The sequence below is a fragment of the Pseudomonas cyclaminis genome, assembly GCF_015163715.1.
GTDB lineage: Bacteria > Pseudomonadota > Gammaproteobacteria > Pseudomonadales > Pseudomonadaceae > Aquipseudomonas > Aquipseudomonas cyclaminis.
The window spans coordinates 1-18,105 of sequence record NZ_JADDUM010000122.1 but is presented as its reverse complement, the minus strand read 5'-3'; the positions used below and the strand labels follow the sequence as shown (position 1 = coordinate 18,105).

General features: G+C 60.2%; 16 protein-coding genes and 3 pseudogenes. 6 read left to right on the top strand and 13 right to left on the bottom strand.

Translation table 11 applies throughout. From position 1 onward, the window contains the following. Nucleotides 1–119: 119 nt before the first annotated feature. Nucleotides 120–662 carry a YaeQ family protein gene (locus IQK56_RS16265; RefSeq protein WP_122310195.1) on the bottom strand — a complete coding sequence of 181 codons (543 nt, stop codon included), beginning with the start codon at nt 660–662 and terminating at the stop codon, nt 120–122. A gap of 252 nt (nt 663–914) precedes the next feature. Between IQK56_RS16265 and IQK56_RS16260 the strand changes: the two are divergent. Together IQK56_RS16260 and IQK56_RS16255 are read left to right on the top strand one after the other, a co-directional pair. Continuing rightward, nucleotides 915–2,008: pseudogene (locus IQK56_RS16260) on the top strand (CaiB/BaiF CoA transferase family protein). A 16-nt stretch (nt 2,009–2,024) separates the two neighbouring features. Further along, nucleotides 2,025–2,894: a TIGR02285 family protein gene (locus IQK56_RS16255; protein ID WP_193863805.1), complete on the top strand. Its 870-nt coding sequence runs from the start codon at nt 2,025–2,027 to the stop codon at nt 2,892–2,894. A 170-nt stretch (nt 2,895–3,064) separates the two neighbouring features. Here IQK56_RS16255 and IQK56_RS16250 read toward each other — a convergent pair whose 3' ends face one another. Next, a complete protein-coding gene (locus tag IQK56_RS16250; protein WP_122310189.1) occupies nt 3,065–3,349 on the bottom strand; it encodes a DUF3509 domain-containing protein in 285 nt (94 codons plus the stop codon). Between the two features lie 314 nt (nt 3,350–3,663). On the opposite strand from IQK56_RS16250, the gene IQK56_RS16245 reads away from it, so the two are divergent. Beyond that, nucleotides 3,664–3,864 (top strand): hypothetical protein, encoded by a 201-nt coding sequence (locus IQK56_RS16245; protein WP_193863809.1) that lies wholly within the window; start codon nt 3,664–3,666, stop codon nt 3,862–3,864. A gap of 86 nt (nt 3,865–3,950) precedes the next feature. On the opposite strand, the gene thrC is transcribed toward IQK56_RS16245, so the two are convergent. The 9 genes and pseudogenes from thrC to ffh all read right to left on the bottom strand — a co-directional run bounded on the left by thrC (nt 3,951) and on the right by ffh (nt 12,394). Next, on the bottom strand, nt 3,951–5,360 hold the full coding sequence (thrC, locus tag IQK56_RS16240; RefSeq protein ID WP_122310185.1) for a threonine synthase: 1,410 nt from the start codon (nt 5,358–5,360) through the stop codon (nt 3,951–3,953). 103 nt (nt 5,361–5,463) lie between these two features. After that, a pseudogene (locus tag IQK56_RS16235) lies at nt 5,464–6,766 on the bottom strand (homoserine dehydrogenase). Nucleotides 6,767–6,894: 128 nt separating this feature from the next. Further along, nucleotides 6,895–7,626, bottom strand: coding sequence for a thioredoxin fold domain-containing protein (locus IQK56_RS16230; RefSeq protein ID WP_003175893.1), 732 nt, complete (start codon nt 7,624–7,626; stop codon nt 6,895–6,897). Nucleotides 7,627–7,770: 144 nt separating this feature from the next. Next, nucleotides 7,771–8,667, bottom strand: coding sequence for a site-specific tyrosine recombinase XerD (gene xerD / locus IQK56_RS16225; protein WP_193863806.1), 897 nt, complete (start codon nt 8,665–8,667; stop codon nt 7,771–7,773). A 155-nt stretch (nt 8,668–8,822) separates the two neighbouring features. Continuing rightward, nucleotides 8,823–9,173 carry a 50S ribosomal protein L19 gene (rplS, locus tag IQK56_RS16220; protein ID WP_003175895.1) on the bottom strand — a complete coding sequence of 117 codons (351 nt, stop codon included), beginning with the start codon at nt 9,171–9,173 and terminating at the stop codon, nt 8,823–8,825. A gap of 45 nt (nt 9,174–9,218) precedes the next feature. Then, nucleotides 9,219–9,992, bottom strand: a complete 774-nt coding sequence (trmD, locus tag IQK56_RS16215) for a tRNA (guanosine(37)-N1)-methyltransferase TrmD (RefSeq protein WP_193863807.1) — start codon at nt 9,990–9,992, stop codon at nt 9,219–9,221. Then, on the bottom strand, nt 9,974–10,510 hold the full coding sequence (gene rimM / locus IQK56_RS16210; protein ID WP_058414808.1) for a ribosome maturation factor RimM: 537 nt from the start codon (nt 10,508–10,510) through the stop codon (nt 9,974–9,976). Before rimM ends, trmD begins: the two co-directional genes overlap by 19 nt. A gap of 5 nt (nt 10,511–10,515) precedes the next feature. Continuing rightward, a complete protein-coding gene (gene rpsP, locus IQK56_RS16205; protein WP_003238923.1) occupies nt 10,516–10,767 on the bottom strand; it encodes a 30S ribosomal protein S16 in 252 nt (83 codons plus the stop codon). A 250-nt stretch (nt 10,768–11,017) separates the two neighbouring features. After that, nucleotides 11,018–12,394: a signal recognition particle protein gene (ffh, locus tag IQK56_RS16200; RefSeq protein WP_003175900.1), complete on the bottom strand. Its 1,377-nt coding sequence runs from the start codon at nt 12,392–12,394 to the stop codon at nt 11,018–11,020. 234 nt (nt 12,395–12,628) lie between these two features. On the opposite strand from ffh, the gene IQK56_RS16195 reads away from it, so the two are divergent. The 3 genes and pseudogenes from IQK56_RS16195 (at nt 12,629) to IQK56_RS16185 (ending at nt 16,189) form a co-directional block, all read left to right on the top strand. After that, nucleotides 12,629–13,441, top strand: coding sequence for a cytochrome C assembly family protein (locus IQK56_RS16195; protein WP_099585575.1), 813 nt, complete (start codon nt 12,629–12,631; stop codon nt 13,439–13,441). A gap of 12 nt (nt 13,442–13,453) precedes the next feature. Next, nucleotides 13,454–14,686, top strand: coding sequence for a transporter associated domain-containing protein (locus IQK56_RS16190; protein WP_193863808.1), 1,233 nt, complete (start codon nt 13,454–13,456; stop codon nt 14,684–14,686). A gap of 191 nt (nt 14,687–14,877) precedes the next feature. Continuing rightward, a pseudogene (locus tag IQK56_RS16185) lies at nt 14,878–16,189 on the top strand (MFS transporter). Nucleotides 16,190–16,273: 84 nt separating this feature from the next. Here the strand turns inward: IQK56_RS16185 and purT are convergent. Further along, nucleotides 16,274–17,455, bottom strand: coding sequence for a formate-dependent phosphoribosylglycinamide formyltransferase (gene purT, locus IQK56_RS16180; RefSeq protein WP_003193969.1), 1,182 nt, complete (start codon nt 17,453–17,455; stop codon nt 16,274–16,276). Nucleotides 17,456–17,524: 69 nt separating this feature from the next. After that, a complete protein-coding gene (locus tag IQK56_RS16175) occupies nt 17,525–17,992 on the bottom strand; it encodes a VUT family protein (protein ID WP_099585579.1) in 468 nt (155 codons plus the stop codon). Nucleotides 17,993–18,105: the final 113 nt, after the last annotated feature.

Genomic DNA, 18,105 nt, shown 5'->3' with positions numbered 1-18,105 from the left:
AAGTGAGCCGGCTGTAAAAGCGGAACCCTAGGTGGCCGTTACCTGACCAACGGATATGTACTCAGACCCATCGCCATCGGGGGCAAGTTCGAATCGTCGCACCGCCCCTCCCACATTTTTCAATCGCGTCCGCCAACCAGCCACTGCAACTGCACTTCATGCTGGCCACGGTCATCGGTGACGAAGATCGTGCCTTCGCTGATCATCACGTCCCACTTGATCACGCGGGGCATGTCCTTGGCCAGGACCTCCAGAATCTCCTGAGGCACCGCGGCGATGTGCACGTTCTTCAGGTTATTCGCCACCGGCACCACCTTGCCTTCCCACACACGCAGGCTGCCATAGGCCAGCAGGCTGGTGCGTTCGGTGCGACGCGAGCACCAGGTCAGGCGATCGGCATCGGGCTGGCCGACTTCGATCCAGTGCAGAACCCGATCATCCAGGCTTTTTTCCCACAGGGCTGGTTCGTCAACATCTGACAGACCCCGACCGAACGCCAATTGCTCATTGTAAAAGAGGGCATAGGCCAGCAGGCGCACGGTCATGCGCTCTTCGGTTTCCGAAGGGTGGCGCGCAATGGTCTGTTTGACGCTCTCGTACACCGAACGGTCGAGGTCGGTGAGGTTGAGTTCGAATTTGTAGGTCGTGGACGGCTGGGCCATGAACGGGCTTCTAGAGACAGGGAAAGGCGGCCAGTCTAACCGATGCCGCGACCATTCAACGAATCCTGCGCTGCATCATGCTTATCCCTGGCCGCTCGCCTATGTTAAAAGGCTTCACACACCCCGCTCTGCGTAGCCAAGGATCCTCATGTCGTTTAATGCCAAACCGCTTGCCGGCCTGAAAGTCATCGAACTCGGCACCTCATCGCCGGCCCGTTCGCTTCGCGTATCTGCGCGGAGTTCGGCGCCGAGGTGGTCAAGGTCGAATCCCCGGATGGCGGCGACCCGCTGCGCAAATGGCGGAAACTGTACGAGGGCACCTCGCTGTGGTGGTTCGTGCAGGCGCGCAACAAGAAATCCCTGACGCTGAACCTCAAGCACCCGGACGGCCTGGCGATTCTCAAGCAACTGCTGGCGGACGCCGACATCCTCATCGAGAACTTTCGCCCCGGCGTGCTGGAAAAGCTCGGCCTGAGCTGGGAAACCCTGCACGCGCTGAACCCGAAACTGGTGATGGTGCGCCTGTCGGGCTTTGGCCAGACCGGGCCGATGAAGGACCAGCCAGGCTTTGGCGCCGTGGGTGAATCCATGGGCGGGTTGCGTTACATCACCGGTTTCGAGGACCGCCCGCCGTGCGCACCGGGATTTCCATTGGCGACTCCATCGCTGCTTTGTGGGCAGTGATCGGGGCGCTGATGGCGCTGCGCCATCGCGAAGTGAATGGCGGCGTGGGCCAAGTGGTGGATGTAGCACTGTATGAAGCCATCTTCGCCATGATGGAAAGCATGATCCCCGAGTTCGATGTGTTCGGCTTCATTCGCGAGCGCACCGGCAACATCATGCCCGGCATTACGCCGTCGTCGATCCACACCAGCGCGGACGGCAAGCATGTACAGATCGGCGCCAATGGGGACGCGATCTTCAAACGGTTCATGAGCGCCATCGGCCGTGAAGACCTGGCGAACGACCCGCAGTTGGCGAGCAATGACGGCCGCGATAGCCGCCGTGACGAGCTGTATGGCGTGATTGATCGCTGGGTTAATTCACTGTCACTGGAGCAAGTGGTGGAGCAGCTGAACAAGGCCGAGGTGCCCGCCAGCCGGATCTACAGCGCCGAGGACATGCTGGGTGACCCGCAATTCCTGGCGCGAGAGATGTTCCTCAAGGCGCAACTGCCGGGTGGCAAAGACTTCAAGATGCCGGGCATCGTGCCCAAGTTGTCGGAGACGCCGGGCAGTTGCGAGTGGGTCGGGCCGCAATTGGGCGAGCACAACAACGTGCTGCTCAACGCGCTGGGTTACGACGCCACTGCTATCAGCCGCCTGCGTGAACAAGGCGCGATCTGATGGCGCATCCAAGATAATGGCGCGTCGCTGGCTGCTGGGCCTTTGTGCACCGCTGCTCGGAGTTCTGCCGCCGTCTGCCCAGGCAGCGGACACCTTGACCTGGCTGATCCGCGACCTGCCGCCGCTGATCATCTTCGACGGCCCGCAAAAGGGCCATGGCGCCATCGACGAATTGCTGCCAATGCTGATGGCGCGCCTGCCGGAGTACCAACACAAGATCCTGCACGTCAACCGTGCGCGTGGCCTGCAGATGCTTCAGGCCTCCGCATTGACCTGCGACCCCACCATGCTGTGGACGGCGCAGCGGGCCAAGTGGGTGGTGTATTCGCGTCCGGCTTTTTCTATCGTCAGCAACGGCGTGGTGGTACGTCGGGACCGCGGCGACGTGCTCGCGCCGCTTGTCGCGCAGAAGCGGGTCGACCTCTCGGCGCTGCTACTGGATAAACGCGCACGCCTGGGCGTGGTGGCCGAGCGCAGCTACGGGGCGTTCATCGATGACGTGCTGGAGCACACGGATGCAAACAACCGCGTGCTGCACTACGGAAACGACGCCTTGGGCAGCCTGCTGCAAATGCAGCGATTGGGACGTCTGGAAGCCGTGCTCGGCTACTGGACCGAAATTCGCTATCACGCCCTGCGCCAGGGTATCGATCCGCTGGCACTGGCGTTCTATCCGATTGCCGGCTCGGCGCCCTATCAGCGTGTCCATATCGGTTGCTCCGATACGCCTCAGGGGCACCACGCAATTGAACACATCAACCAAGTATTGGGCGAGCTGCCCCAGGCTCAACTGCTGCACGCCTATGCCACCTGGCTCGATCCGACGCTGCGCGCGCAATACCTGATCGACCACCCCCAGTTCTATCAGGACGCGCCAACGCCCTGACAAATCGCGGGCAAAAAGAAACCCCGAAGCGTGGGGAGACACTTCGGGGTTAAACGTGGCCAACTAAGACCAGTACAGCAAGCCACAAACACCGGAGCACAATGTTTGCTCTTGCTGTTACAAAATCTGACCGGCCATGCTGTAGGAAGTTTCCATCGATAAACAATTCTTCATGCGCGAGCAGTGCTGCGGGTCTGGGCAGCGTTGCGCAAGGCCGCGATGACCGAGGGCTCCACGCGCCCCTCCGCAATTTTGATATCGCGCAGCAAGCAGTCCACTACATCCACCAGCACGCGCTTATCCATCAATTGGGCTCGGTCGACTTCACGCTCGACGACGATAGCGCCAGCAGGATTCTTCACCGTCACCAAGCACTCGTCCTGAACACCCGCGGTGGTCAGCGTAACCTGATAAGGGCTCAGTGCTTCTTCGAGCAATAGGCTGATACTTTCCATCTCGATCACCACTCAATAGTTCGGGAACAATCGTTTCAACGGGAGCTGCATCTATCCTAAGTGACTGGTTATGACGTAGGAAAGTTCGCTTTTTCGTCTTTATGGGGCCGTCAGGGGATGACGAGAACCAGCATGCGCTTGCAACATGACAACCAAAGAACGGCCGCACATAAGTGCTTACGCAATGGGTGGCTGTTTTGGGGGGGTGCCGACGCCGGGGCGCAGAGCGAATCCTATACTCGCTGAGCCCTTTTCACTGCGCCGCGCAGGCGAGAGCGCCTATCAAAAGGCCCTTATTGCGAAGGATGAACATGATGCTCGAACACAATGAACAACAAGCCTCCATCGAGAAAATTCACGCGGACATATCACGTATTTATGCTGAGCAGCGCACGTTCAACGCTGAAGTCCACAAGATAACCCGTGAAGTTTTCTGGTACCCCGTAGGCATCGCGATAGGTTTCTTCACAGCCGTAGGTACGGTAATGGCGCTGGCACATAAGCTGCTTACCTAGACCGTCGTTTAATCGGGCCTGCAAAAAACAAAAAACGCCGCTGCCCCAAGGAAGGGACAGCGGCGTTTTTGTGTACGCGGTTTACCTTACAACGGCTTACCTCGGTTGCCATGCTGGCTGACAAACGCCTGCACGGTTTTCAAGTCATTGGCCAACACCGTGCAACGCTCTTCACGTTCGAACAGGTCGGTCAGGTGCACCGGCAGTTCCAGCGCCTTGCCAACACCGGCCTTCTCCACCGCTTCCGGGAATTTGACCGGGTGGGCGGTGCCCAGGATCACCATCGGGATATCCAGGCTGCGACGGCATTCGCGGGCGGCCTTCACACCGATGGCGGTGTGCGGGTCGAGCAGCTCGCCGGTCTGGGCATAGACGTCGGCGATGGTCTCGCAGGTCTGCGCATCGTCCACGGCCAGGGAGTCGAAGAGCTTGCGGGTTTCGGTCCAGCGCTCTTCATCCACGCTGAAACCGCCACCGCTCTTGAAGGTGTCCATCAAGCCGGCAATCGCCGAGCCGTTGCGGCCGTGCATGTCGAACAGCAGACGCTCGAAGTTCGACGAAACCATGATGTCCATGGACGGCGACAGGGTCGCGTGCAGGGTTTCCTTGACGTACTGATTGCCGCTCATGAAGCGGTGCAGGATGTCGTTGCGGTTGGTCGCGACGATCAACTGGTTGATCGGCAGGCCCATGTTGCGCGCCAGGTAACCCGCGAAAATATCGCCGAAGTTGCCGGTCGGCACCGAGAACGACACCGAGCGCGCCGGGCCGCCCAACTGCAGGGAGGCATGGAAGTAGTAGACGATCTGGGCCATGATCCGCGCCCAGTTGATCGAGTTCACCGCGACCAGGCGTGTGCCTTTCAGGAAGCTCTGGTCAGCGAAGCTGTTCTTGACCATTTCCTGGCAGTCGTCGAAGTTGCCTTCGATGGCGATGTTGTGGATGTTCTCACCAAAGATGGTGGTCATCTGACGACGCTGCACTTCCGACACACGCTTGTGCGGGTGCAGGATGAAGATGTCGACGTTCTCGCAGTGCTTGCAGCCTTCAATCGCCGCCGAGCCGGTATCACCGGAGGTCGCGCCGATGATCACCACGCGCTCGCCGCGCTTCTCCAGCACGTAGTCCAGCAAACGACCGAGCAGTTGCAGGGCGAAATCCTTGAACGCCAGGGTCGGGCCGTGGAACAGCTCCAGTACCCACTCGTTGCCGTTCAGTTGACGCAACGGAGCAATGGCGCTGTGGGAAAACACGCCGTAGGTTTCTTCCAGGATCTTCTTGAAATCCGCATCCGGAATGCTGCCGGTGACGAACGGGCGCATCACCCGGAACGCCAGCTCGTGGTACGGCAGGCCGGCCCAGGAGGCGATTTCTTCCTGGGTGAAGCGTGGCAGGTTTTCCGGCACGTACAGGCCGCCGTCGGTGGCAAGGCCTGCCAGCAGGACGTCTTCGAAATTCAGGGCCGGTGCCTGGCCGCGGGTGCTGATATAGCGCATAGGGGCAAACCTTCGGTTTGAGCTGCAAGCTTTAAGCTACAAGCTGCAAGTGAGAGCAGATCTGCTTTTACTTGCAGCTTGTAGCTTGGCGCTTGTCGCTTAATTAATTTAGATGTTCGACGCGAATCCGGACTACCGGCCCAACTACGCCCTGGAGAGCTTCGAGAGCCTCGATGGCATCGTTGATGTGCTGCTCAAGCACGCGGTGGGTCAGCAGGATCATCGGCACCTGGCCGTTTTGCTCCTCGACTTCCTTCTGCATGATCGACTCGATGTTGATACCGCGCTCCGACAGGATGCTGGCGACCTGGGCCAACACGCCTGGATGATCCTTGGCCTGGATGCGCAGGTAGTAGGCGCTTTCGCACGCTTCGATTGGCAGGATCGGGTGGGCCGACAGCGAATCCGGCTGGAAGGCCAGGTGCGGCACGCGGTTTTCCGGGTCGCTGGTCATGGCGCGAACCACGTCCACCAGGTCGGCGATCACCGAGGAAGCGGTCGGTTCCATGCCGCGCGGCGCCGTAGAACAACGTGGAACCGGCAGCATCGCCGTTGACCATCACGGCGTTCATCACCCCATTGACGTTGGCGATCAGGCGATCAGCCGGGATCAGCGTCGGGTGCACACGCAGCTCGATACCGGCCGGGGTGCTGCGCGCTACACCGAGGTGCTTGATGCGGTAGCCCAAGGCTTCGGCGTAGTTCACGTCGGCCGTGGTCAGCTTGGTGATGCCTTCGGTGTAGGCCTTGTCGAACTGCAGCGGGATACCAAAGGCGATGGACGCCAGGATGGTGAGCTTGTGGGCTGCGTCGATGCCTTCCACGTCGAAAGTCGGGTCGGCTTCGGCGTAGCCCAGGGCCTGGGCTTCGGCCAGCACGTCTTCGAAGGTACGGCCCTTCTCGCGCATTTCGGTGAGGATGAAGTTACCGGTGCCGTTGATGATGCCGGCCACCCAGTTGATACGGTTGGCGGACAGGCCTTCACGGATTGCCTTGATCACCGGGATACCACCGGCCACGGCGGCTTCGAACGCTACGATCACGCCCTTTTCGCGGGCCTTGGCGAAGATCTCGTTGCCGTGCACGGCGATCAGCGCCTTGTTGGCAGTGACCACGTGTTTGCCGTTCTCGATGGCCTTGAGTACCAGCTCACGGGCCACGGTGTAACCGCCCACCAGCTCGATGACGATATCGATTTCAGGGTTGGTGGCCACGGCGAAGACATCGTTGGTAATCGCAATACCGGTCGTTTCGAACTGAGGCTTTGGCGAACGCGTGGCAATTTGCGCCACTTCAATCCCGCGCCCTGCACGGCGGGAAATTTCTTCAGCATTACGCTGAAGTACGTTGAAGGTGCCGCCACCGACGGTCCCTAACCCACAGATGCCTACTTTGACCGGTTTCACTGAAGAACTCCCCATGAAACGGCCGACGCGAGGTCGGCGTGGAAAACAGCCGCACAACTGCGGCTTTCAATTAATGACCCGCTGACTGATCAACGGGCCATGATCGTCAAAGGTTCGACGATGCTGGTTTATTTGGCACTCAGCGCCAGTTTGGCAACTTGTGGTGCCGGCTGGTAGCCCGGAATCACCTGGCCGTCCGCCAAAACGATGGCCGGCGTACCGTTCACACCAATGGACTGGCCCAGGGCGAATTGCTTGGAGACCGGATTGGCGCACTTGGCAGCCTTGATTTCCTTGCCGTCGACCATCTTGTCCATGGCCGCTTTCTTGTCGGCCGAGCACCAGACCGCCTGCAACTGCTCATCGCCCGGCGAACCCAGGCCCTGGCGCGGGAACGCGACGTAGCGCACCTCTACACCGAGCTTGTTCAGCGCAGGCACTTCGGCGTGCAGCTTATGGCAGTACGGGCAGGTGGTGTCGGTGAACACAGTGATGTGGGTCTTGGTCTCGCCAATGGCCGGGTAAACCACGGTTTCAGCCACTGGGATACCGTTGATCAGCTTGGACACGCCCAGGCGCTCGGCCTTCTCGGTCAGGTTGACCGGCTTGCCGTCCTTGAGCTGAAACAGGTAGCCCTGAACGATGTACTGGCCGTCGGCACTGGCGTACAGCACGCGGCTGCCCTTGAGCTTGACTTCATACAGGCCGGCCATCGGGCTGGCGCTGATGCTTTCGATCGGGGTGTCGAGCTGCAGGTTGGCCAGGCTCTTGCGGATGGTCTGCTCGGCAGCGTCATCGGCGACGGCAAAGGTGGAAACCAACGCAATGGCTGCGGCGGCAATAATCTGGGTCAAGCGCATGGGAACTCCTGAAGGCAGATGCAGGGACGGGAAGGAACACCGCTATCTCAGTAGACACGGGCCGGCACCGTCGCCTTTGCTAACCGGCAAAGCCTACCACAGTTGGGCCGCAGGGCAGCCCGTGGCGGGATAAATTGGCGGTTTTCAGCCTCGCGGGTGGTGCTTGGCGTGCATATCCTGCAATCGCGCGCGCGCCACATGGGTGTAGATCTGGGTGGTGGATAAGTCGCTGTGTCCGAGCAGCATTTGCACCACGCGCAAATCTGCACCGTGGTTGAGCAAATGGGTGGCAAATGCATGGCGTAACGTATGGGGCGACAGGCTCTTGCCAACCCCCGCGACCTTGGCCTGGTGCTTGATGCGATGCCAGAACGTCTGGCGGGTCATTTGCTCACCGCGCTGGCTGGGAAACAATACATCACTGGGGCGCCCACCGAGCAATTCACCGCGAGCATCGCGCATATAGCGCTCGACCCACACAATCGCCTCCTCCCCCATCGGCACCAGCCGCTCCTTGCTGCCCTTGCCCATCACCCGCAGCACGCCCTGACGCAGGTTGACCTGCTCCAGGGTCAGGCTGATCAACTCGGTGACCCGCAGGCCACAGGCGTACAACACTTCCAGCATGGCGCGGTCGCGCTGGCCGATGGCCTCGCTGAGATCGGGCGCGGCAAGCAGAGCATCGACGTCGGCTTCCGACAAGGATTTGGGCAAAGGCCTACCGAGTTGCGGCATATCGACCTGCAGGGTCGGGTCCAGGGCGATCAGTTTTTCCCGCAGCAGATAGCGATAAAAGCCACGCACACCGGAGAGGAATCGCGCAGTGGAACGCGGCTTGTAATTCTGCTCCAGGCGCCAGGCCAGATGATCGAGGATCAACTCGCGGCCGGCGTTGATCAGTTCCAGGTTTTTCTCTTGGAGCCAACCGTTGAAAAGTGCCAGATCGCTGCGATAGGCCTGACGGGTGTTGTCCGACAGGCCTTTTTCCAGCCAGAGGGCGTCGAGGAAGCGGTCGATCAGGGGATGGTCAATGGCGGGCATGGGGGCTCAGGCTGATTACGGTGGTGTCGGGTAGATCCTATCGCAGGCAAGCCCGCTCCCACACTTGAATTGCGTATGCACGGTAGCGCTCAGACAAATTTCAGGCACAAAAAAGCAGCCCGTAGGCTGCTTTTTTCTGCATCGGGAAGCTGGACTTAAGCCAGTTTTTCCTTGATGCGAGCTGCTTTACCGGACAGGTCACGCAGGTAGTACAGCTTGGCTTTACGTACGTCACCGCGACGCTTGACGGCCATGCTGTCGATTTGCGGGCTGTAGGTCTGGAAAGTACGCTCTACGCCAACACCGTTGGAGATTTTACGAACAGTGAAAGCACTGTTCACACCACGGTTACGCTTGGCAATTACCACGCCTTCGAACGCTTGCAGACGCGAACGGTCGCCTTCCTTCACTTTCACCTGAACGACAATAGTGTCGCCCGGGGCAAAGGTAGGGATCTCTTTGGTCATCTGCTCTGCTTCGAGTGCAAGGATGATTTTGTTAGTCATGCTGTGCTCCTAAGGTAAGTCAATGGACCTACCATCGATACGTTGTTAACTATCGTCCCGCGCGAGGATGTATTCCTCGAGCAGCTTCTTCTCTTCTCCAGAAAGCGAGCGGCTTTCCAGAAGATCGGCGCGTCGTTCATAGGTCCGACCAAGGGACTGCTGTAAACGCCAACGCCGGATGTGTGCGTGATTGCCACTTAGCAATACGTCGGGAACACGCTGATCCGCATACACCTCCGGTCGGGTGTAGTGCGGGCAATCCAGCAAACCATCCGTGAAGGAATCTTCCTCCGCGGAGTCCGCATGCCCTAAAGCTCCAGGCAGCAGTCGTGTAACCGCATCTATCAGGACCATCGCCGGCAGCTCACCGCCAGACAGGACATAGTCCCCAATCGACCACTCTTCATCGACATGAGCCTCAATAAAGCGCTCGTCAATGCCTTCATAGCGACCGGCAATCAGGATTAATGCTTCCTCATTCGCCATGTCGCGTACCGCCGCCTGTTTCAGCTGACGGCCTTGAGGGGACAGGTAAATTACCTTCGCCTTCTCCCCGACAGCTGCCTTGGCCTGAGCCAACGCGTCTTCCAGGGGCTTGATCTTCATCACCATGCCCGGACCACCGCCAAATGGGCGATCATCCACAGTGTGATGTCGATCCGTCGTGTAGTCTCGCGGGTTCCAACAGGTGAGCTGCAAGAGCCCCTGTTTCACCGCCCGACTGGTGATGCCGTACTCGCTGATGGCGGAGAACATCTCGGGAAACAAACTGATCACTTCAATGCGCAAATTAGCCACGCTTAGAAGTCCGCGTCCCATTCCACCTTCATCTCGCCCGCTGCCAGGTCGATAGCCAACACACACTGCTCCGTATAGGGCAGCAGGCGTTCGCGATCATCCAGGCTGCCAGCGCAAGGCTTGACCACCATTACATCATTGGCGCCGGTTTCCAGAAGATGATCGATTTTCCCGAACAATTGCCCGAGTTGATCAATAACCTTCAGACCTTCCAGCTGGTACCAGTAGTACTCGCCGTCGGTCAATTCAGGGAACAGGTTGCGCGGCACGCAGATCTCATAACCAGCCAGAAGACGAGCTTCTTCACGATCATCAAGACCCTTGAGCTTCGCGACCAGGAACTTATCGCTCCCGCGTCCACTGACCAGCTCGACCTGTTTCACACTCCCTTCGCGCCTGAGCGTCCAGGTTTTGTACTGCAACAGGTTTTCTGTCGGATCAGTAAAGGAATACACCTTCACTTCGCCGCGAACGCCATGAACAGAATAAATCTTGCCGATAACGATCAAATCATCAGCAACAGCTGGCGTCGCGTTCATATTGCTCAGGCTGCGGCCTTAGCCGAGTCCTTCAACAACTTAGCAACACGCTCAGACGGTTGTGCACCAACGCTCAGCCAGTAGGCTACGCGCTCTTGGTTCACGGACAGACGGACTTCTTGACCACGAGCGATCGGGTTGAAGAAGCCTACTTGTTCCTTGTGAGAGCCGTCACGTGGGTTGCGGCTGTCAGTTACGGTCAAGTGGTAAAACGGGCGCTTTTTGGAGCCGCCAAGGGCAAGACGGATTGTTAGCATGTGAACATCGTTCCTGTAGTCGGTGCTGCAAATCTAAATGCACAGCGGGCATAGGTGCCCGAAAGGCCGCATATTCTAAGGAATATCCGGACTTTTGCAAATGTCTTTTTCTGGCGCCTATACGCGTGCCATTCAGATCTGCTAGAGAGCCGTCGGTTAAAACGGCAGGTCAGCCCCCGCCAACGGCGGGTTTGCTGGAGATCCCACGTCCCTGTGGGTCGGAGCGCAAGCGTACTTGCGCTCGAATTCTTTACATTTTCGGCATGCCGCCGCCGGGCAACATACCGCCCATGCCGCGCATCATCTTGGCCATTCCGCCTTTGGCGGAGAATTTCTTCATCATCTTCTGCATCTGCTTGTGCTGCTTGATCAAGCGACCGATGTCCTGCACCTGGGTGCCGGAGCCCATGGCGATCCGACGTTTGCGCGAACCGCTGATCAGCTCAGGGTCGCGGCGCTCGGCCGGAGTCATGGAGTTGATGATGGCTTCCATCTGCTTGAACTGCTTCTCTGCCGCGCCCTGGGCATTGCCCATCTGCGCCAGATTCACACCACCGATGTTCGGCAGCTTGTCCATCAGGCCGCCGAGGCCGCCCATGTTCTTCATTTGTTGCAGCTGGTCACGGAAGTCTTCGAGGTCGAAGCCCTTGCCCTTCTTCAGCTTTTTGGCCAGCTTGTCGGCCTTGTCCTTGTCGAGGGTCGCTTCGGCCTGCTCGATCAGGCTGAGTACGTCGCCCATGCCGAGGATACGCGAGGCGATACGCTCAGGGTGGAACGGTTCGAGCGCTTCGCTCTTCTCGCCCATACCGATGAACTTGATCGGCTTGCCAGTGATGGCACGCACCGACAGCGCAGCACCGCCACGGGCGTCGCCGTCGACCTTTGTGAGGATCACGCCGGTCAGCGGCAGTGCATCGCCGAAGGCCTTGGCGGTGTTGGCCGCATCCTGGCCGGTCATGGCATCGACCACGAACAGCGTCTCGACCGGGTTGATCGCGGCATGCAACGCCTTGATCTCACCCATCATCTCTTCATCGATGTGCAGGCGACCGGCGGTATCGACGATCACGACATCAATGAACTTGAGCCTGGCTTCTTTAATAGCCGCGTTGGCAATGTCGACCGGCTTCTGGCTCAGGTCGGACGGGAAGAAGGTCACGCCTACTTCGCCTGCCAGCATTTCCAGCTGTTTAATGGCCGCCGGACGGTATACGTCGGCCGACACCACCATGACGGACTTCTTCTTGCGCTCCTTAAGGAAGCGCGCCAGCTTGCCGGCGGTGGTGGTCTTGCCCGCACCCTGCAGGCCCGCCATCAGCACGACGGCCGGTGGCACGGCGCTGAGGTTCAGGTCTTCGTTGGCAGCGCCCATCAGGCTTTCGAGTTCGGCCTGGACGATCTTCACAAAAGCCTGGCCCGGCGTCAGGCTGCGGGACACTTCGGTGCCCACTGCGCGCTCTTTGACCGAGTTGACGAAGTCCTTGACCACAGGCAAGGCCACGTCGGCTTCCAGCAACGCCATGCGCACTTCACGCAGGGTGTCTTTAATGTTGTCCTCGGTCAGCTTGGCCTTGCCGGTTACGTGGCGCAGCGTCTGCGAGAGACGGTCAGTCAAGTTTTCAAACATGCGCGATCCTTTCAGGCCCCATTCATCGAAATGCATTGGTAGACCGAGGTAATGACGGCCCAGGCTGTGGTAAATCGCTATTAAAAACAGCGCTCGGCGAGCCTGCGGCGTGGGCAGGTCGCGGATTATAGCGAAGACTGCGCCCATGCACACCCGCTGTCTGGTCCTGGAGTCTTTCGTGGAACGCAGGTGTATGCCAAACTCAGCGCCTTTCGGGCTTGTCTATCAGGATTTATGGTCCCCTTGTCACCCAGTTTGCTACCCAGCCTCGCCGCCGCCATTTTGTATGCCGCTGCGACCCTCTATCAGGGCACTCGTCTTGCCCAAGGCACCAAGGCAGACAAACGCCTGCTGGTCGGCCTCGGCGTCCTCGCCCTGCTGGCCCATGCCGCGAGCCTGTTTACCCACCTGATGACGCCGGTCGGCCTGGGCCTGGACTTTTTCAGCGCCGCCAGCCTGATCGCTGCTGCGGTCATTGCCCTGACGCTGATGGCCTGTTATCGGATTCCCGTCGAGAACCTGTTGGTCCTGCTCTTCCCGTTGGGCGTGCTGACGGTGCTGCTGGCGCAATTCGCCCCCACCGGCACCGTGCAGGTGATTGACGAAGAACCCGGCATCCTCGCGCACATCCTGTTATCGATCCTGGCCTACGGCATGTTCACCATCGCGGTGTTCCAGGCCCTGCTCCTGCTGTTGCAAGACCATCAGCTCAAGCACAAGCACCCCTCCGGCCTGATCAAGAACTTCCCGCCGCTGCAAACCATGGAAAGCCTGCTGTTCGGTTTCCTGTGGGCCGGTTGGACGCTCCTCTCGCTGTCGCTGATTTCCGGCTGGCTGTTCGTGGAGAACCTGTTTGCCCAGCATCTGGTGCATAAAACCCTGCTGGCGTGCCTGGCCTGGGTGGTGTTCAGCGTATTGCTGTGGGGCCGCAACCGCCTCGGCTGGCGTGGGCACAAGGCGATCCGCTGGACCCTGGCCGGTTTCTGCCTGCTGATGCTGGCCTATTTCGGCAGCAAGCTGGTTCGCGAATACATCCTGCATATCTGACGGGCAGCAATCATGGATAACCAGCCCCTTGGGCCGATGCTCGCGGTAATCGCCTTGCTGGTGTTATGGGCCGGGCTGTTTACCGCCATTGAAGCGGCACAACAACACTTGCTGGCCCTGCGTCCCGGTACACGCCAGGGTGATAAAGCGGACGCCCGCCTGAACTTCCCGCGTAACAGCCTGATCCTGTGCAACAGCCTGTGTCGCGCCGCCGTGGTGATTCTCTGCACGCTGCTGGCGATCTATGCCTGGGCGCTGAACGGCCCCTGGCTCGGCTGGCTGATCTCCTGCGCACTCCTGCTGGTGCTGGCCGACTACCTGCCCCGCGCCCTGGCTATCCGCCATCCGCACGCGGTGCTGGGCTTCGGCAATACGTTGCTGGGCGTGCCGTTGAAAATCCTCTACCCCGCGGCCTGGCTGCTCAATGGCATCAGCCTGCTGTTGTTGCGCCCGTTTGCACGAAAATCCGGCGTGGTGAAAAAGAGCGACGAGCCTCTACCCGATCACGATGACGAACCCGAGCCCGACGCCGACCACACCCCTCGCATGCCCGGCATCCACGCCCTGGACAACATCACCGTCAATGACATCCTGGTGCCCCGCAGCGAAGTGGACGGCATCAACCTCGACGACTCGATCGAAGCCATCATCGAACAGCTGCGCACCTCGCCACGCACGCGCCTGCCGGTGTTCCACAGTGATATCAACCAGGTCCAGGCCGTGCTCAATACCCGGCAGGTCAAGCATCTGCTGCCCGACGCCAGCCTGACCAAAGACGCGCTGCTCGCCGCCTGCCACGAACCCTACTTCGTCCCGGAAAGCACGCCTCTGCAACTGCAACTGCTGAACTTCCACAAACAGCAGCGGCGCCTGGGCATGGTGGTGGATGAGTATGGCGAAGTGCTGGGCATCGTGACCCTTGAGGACATCCTCGAAGAAATCGTCGGTGAATTCGAAAGTGAACAGGGCACGGACAACCCGCATATCGAAGCGCAACCCGATGGCCGTTACATTATTGATGGCGCCGCCTCGATCCGCGAATTGAACAAGAGCCTGGGCTGGCACCTGCCCAGCGACGGCCCCAAGACCCTCAACGGCCTGGTGACCGAAGCGCTGGAGACCATTCCGGATTGCGCGGTGTGCCTGAAAATCGGCCGCTACCGCCTGGAAATCCTCGAAACCGAGGACAACCGCGTGGCCAAGGTGCTGATCTGGCACACCAGCCGGATACCCGTCGCCGCGTAACTGCCTGACGGTAAACAGCCCCTCCCACATTTTGATTTGCGGCGTGTCGGCTCTTGTTGTAATTCCAGACCCCTTCCTATAATCCCTGCGGCTTACCCAAGCTTTGCCCGACCGCGCACAACCCTGATCCACGGGTGTTCGACCAATAATAATCCGCGTCCAAACGCGCAATGACTGTCAGGGATAACTCAATGAGCACCACCTATAACGAGGCCGCGACCGCTGCCCCGACCAACTCGACCGCACGGGTCGCCACGGCGAGCATCGTCGGCACCGCCATCGAGTTCTACGACTTCTATATCTACGCCACCGCCGCAGCCCTGGTGATCGGCCCGGTGTTCTTCCCGCAGACCTCCGGCACCGCGCAGATGCTGGCGTCGTTCCTGACCTTCGGCATCGCTTTCATCGCCCGCCCACTGGGCTCGGCGCTGTTCGGTCACTTTGGCGACCGTATCGGCCGCAAGTCCACGTTGGTGGCCTCGCTGCTGCTGATGGGCGTGTGCACGACGCTGATCGGCTTGCTGCCTGGCTACGACACCATAGGGGCCTGGGCACCGATCCTGTTGTGCGTGCTACGGTTCGGCCAAGGCCTTGGGCTGGGCGGGGAATGGGGTGGCGCGGCGCTGCTGGCCACCGAGAACGCCCCGAAAGGCAAACGCGCCTGGTTCGGCATGTTCCCGCAGCTTGGCCCATCGATCGGGTTTCTGGCGGCCAACGGCTTGTTCCTGATCCTGGCCATGAGCCTTAACGACGAGCAATTCCGCAGTTGGGGTTGGCGCATCCCGTTCATCCTCAGCGCCGCGCTGGTGATGGTCGGCCTGTATGCACGGTTGAAGCTGCATGAAACCCCGGTGTTCGCCAATGCCGTGGCGAAAGAAGCCCCGGTGAAAGTGCCATTGGTGGAACTGTTCAGCCAGCATTGGCTGCCGGTACTGCTGGGCGCCATGTCGATGGTGGTGTGTTACGCACTGTTCTACATCACCACGGCCTTTTCCCTGAGCTACGGCGTTTCGACGCTGGGCTACAGCCGCGAGACGTTCCTGGGATTGCTGTGCTTTGCAGTGCTGTTCATGGGCCTGGCCACACCGCTGGCGGCGCTGGCCAGCGATCGTTATGGGCGCAAGCCGGTGCTGATCGTCGGCGCAGTCCTGGCGATTCTGTCCGGCTTCACCATGGAACCCTTGCTGACCCACGGTTCGACCTGGGCCGTAGCGCTGTTTTTGGCCCTGGAGCTGTTCCTGATGGGTGTGACCTTCGCGCCGATGGGCGCCATGCTGCCGGAACTGTTTCCGACCCGCGTGCGTTATACCGGCGCTTCGGCGGCGTACAACCTGGGGGGGGATTGTGGGCGCTTCGGCCGCACCGTTCTTCGCGACCAAGCTGGTGGCGATGGGCGGGCTGAGTTATGTCGGCGGGTATGTGTCGGCGGCAGCGTTGCTCAGCTTGATTGCTGTGCTGTGCCTGAAAGAGACGCGGGATAATGATTTGAACAAGATTGCCTGATAGACCGCTATCGGGGGCAAGCCCCCTCCCACATTTGAAGGTTCACAATTCAAAGTGCGGGAGGGGGGCAAGCCCCCGATGCTTTTAGAGCTCTACTACAACTGCCTGGGAAGCCCGGGTCGCCTTGGCCCGCGCCGCTTCAATCGATTCATCCCGCGCCAACGCCACGCCCATGCGGCGCTGGCCATTCACTTCTGGCTTGCCAAACAGACGCAACGCCGTGTCCGGCTCGCTCAGCGCCGCGCCGAGGTTGGCGAAAGCGGTCTGGGTCGATTGCCCTTCCACCAGAATCACCGCCGACGCCGAAGGCCCGAACTGACGGATCAGCGGGATTGGCAGACCCAGGATGGCGCGCGCGTGCAGGGCAAACTGCGACAGATCCTGAGAAATCAAAGTCACCAGACCGGTATCGTGGGGGCGCGGCGACACTTCGCTGAACCACACCTGATCACCCTTGATGAACAATTCCACACCAAACAGACCGCGACCACCCAAGGCCTCGGTCACGGCTTTGGCAACCCGCTCGGACTCAGCCAAGGCAACCGGGCTCATGGCCTGTGGCTGCCAGGACTCCTGATAATCGCCCTTCTCCTGACGGTGACCGACCGGCGCGCAGAAGGTGGTGCCGCCGATATGACGCACGGTCAGCAGGGTGATTTCGTAGTCGAAGTCGATAAAACCTTCGATGATCACACGGCCTTTGCCAGCACGCCCGCCTTCCTGGGCGTAATCCCAGGCTTTCTGCACGTCGTCAGCGCTGCGCAGCAGGCTCTGCCCCTTGCCCGACGAACTCATCACCGGCTTGACCACGCAGGGGAAGCCCAGGTCCTGGACAGCCTTGCTGTAGTCTTCGAAGGTGTCGGCGAAGTGGTACGGCGAGGTCGGCAGGTCCAGCTCTTCGGCGGCCAGACGACGGATACCTTCGCGGTTCATGGTCAGCGACGTGGCGCGCGCGGTCGGGATCACGGTGAAGCCTTCGGCTTCCAGTTCAACCAGGGTCGCGGTGGCGATGGCTTCGATTTCCGGCACGATGAAGTGCGGCTTCTCGGCTTCGATCACTGCACGCAGGGCGGCGCCGTCGAGCATGTTGATCACGTGGCTGCGATGCGCCACTTGCATGGCCGGCGCGTTGGCGTAGCGATCCACGGCAATCACTTCAACGCCCAGGCGTTGCAGTTCGATTACCACTTCCTTGCCGAGCTCACCGCAGCCACACAGCAAAACGCGGGTCGCGGTTGGCGACAATGGAGTTCCGATTCGGGTCATCTCAGGTCCTCAGGGGAGCGGATCATGGGGAGAAAGGCCGGCATTTTACATGAACTGTAAAAATTGGCCTCAGTTGGCGACGGCGCGCTTGCGAATGCGCCAGGCCATGATCAGCCACACCGCCGTCACACCGGCGAATTTCGAGGCCAGGGCGGTGCCCACCACTGCGGGCGTCAGGGCACCGATCAGGCCGAAGAAGATAAACGTATCGAGGGGAATGCTCAGCGCCGAACTTATCCACAGGCGATCGTGGAGCGGGCGTTTGGTGATGCTGAACACCAGCCAGTCGATGCATTCGGACACCGCAAAAGCCGTGGCACTGGCCAGGGCGATGGCCGGGTCGGACGTGACATAGGACAGCACCAGCGCCGCCAGCATGGCGACGATCGCACCGTGGCCGAAGCGGGTCTGCACCATGTCGCGCAGGATGAAGACCAGGCCGCCCCAGGCGGACCAGATCACATCCAGGTGCGGGGCGGTGGAGAAGGCGAAGTTGATCAGCACGACGCTGCTGATGTAGGCGATCAGGAAGAGCATGGGGCGAGGGACCTGTGAACAAGGGGCAAAGGGTACTTCACATTTGGAAATATGTCGTCTGGGAGGCCTCATCGGGGGCCAAGCCCCCTCCCACATTTTGACCGCATTCCTAC

Coding starts and splice junctions, on each gene's coding strand:
- IQK56_RS16265 (WP_122310195.1), bottom strand. CDS start 662: ATGGCCCAGCCGTCCACGACCTACAAATTCGAACTCAACCTCACCGAC.
- IQK56_RS16255 (WP_193863805.1), top strand. CDS start 2,025: ATGGCGCGTCGCTGGCTGCTGGGCCTTTGTGCACCGCTGCTCGGAGTT.
- IQK56_RS16250 (WP_122310189.1), bottom strand. CDS start 3,349: ATGGAAAGTATCAGCCTATTGCTCGAAGAAGCACTGAGCCCTTATCAG.
- IQK56_RS16245 (WP_193863809.1), top strand. CDS start 3,664: ATGCTCGAACACAATGAACAACAAGCCTCCATCGAGAAAATTCACGCG.
- thrC (WP_122310185.1), bottom strand. CDS start 5,360: ATGCGCTATATCAGCACCCGCGGCCAGGCACCGGCCCTGAATTTCGAA.
- IQK56_RS16230 (WP_003175893.1), bottom strand. CDS start 7,626: ATGCGCTTGACCCAGATTATTGCCGCCGCAGCCATTGCGTTGGTTTCC.
- xerD (WP_193863806.1), bottom strand. CDS start 8,667: ATGCCCGCCATTGACCATCCCCTGATCGACCGCTTCCTCGACGCCCTC.
- rplS (WP_003175895.1), bottom strand. CDS start 9,173: ATGACTAACAAAATCATCCTTGCACTCGAAGCAGAGCAGATGACCAAA.
- trmD (WP_193863807.1), bottom strand. CDS start 9,992: ATGGGACGCGGACTTCTAAGCGTGGCTAATTTGCGCATTGAAGTGATC.
- rimM (WP_058414808.1), bottom strand. CDS start 10,510: ATGAACGCGACGCCAGCTGTTGCTGATGATTTGATCGTTATCGGCAAG.
- rpsP (WP_003238923.1), bottom strand. CDS start 10,767: ATGCTAACAATCCGTCTTGCCCTTGGCGGCTCCAAAAAGCGCCCGTTT.
- ffh (WP_003175900.1), bottom strand. CDS start 12,394: ATGTTTGAAAACTTGACTGACCGTCTCTCGCAGACGCTGCGCCACGTA.
- IQK56_RS16195 (WP_099585575.1), top strand. CDS start 12,629: ATGGTCCCCTTGTCACCCAGTTTGCTACCCAGCCTCGCCGCCGCCATT.
- IQK56_RS16190 (WP_193863808.1), top strand. CDS start 13,454: ATGGATAACCAGCCCCTTGGGCCGATGCTCGCGGTAATCGCCTTGCTG.
- purT (WP_003193969.1), bottom strand. CDS start 17,455: ATGACCCGAATCGGAACTCCATTGTCGCCAACCGCGACCCGCGTTTTG.
- IQK56_RS16175 (WP_099585579.1), bottom strand. CDS start 17,992: ATGCTCTTCCTGATCGCCTACATCAGCAGCGTCGTGCTGATCAACTTC.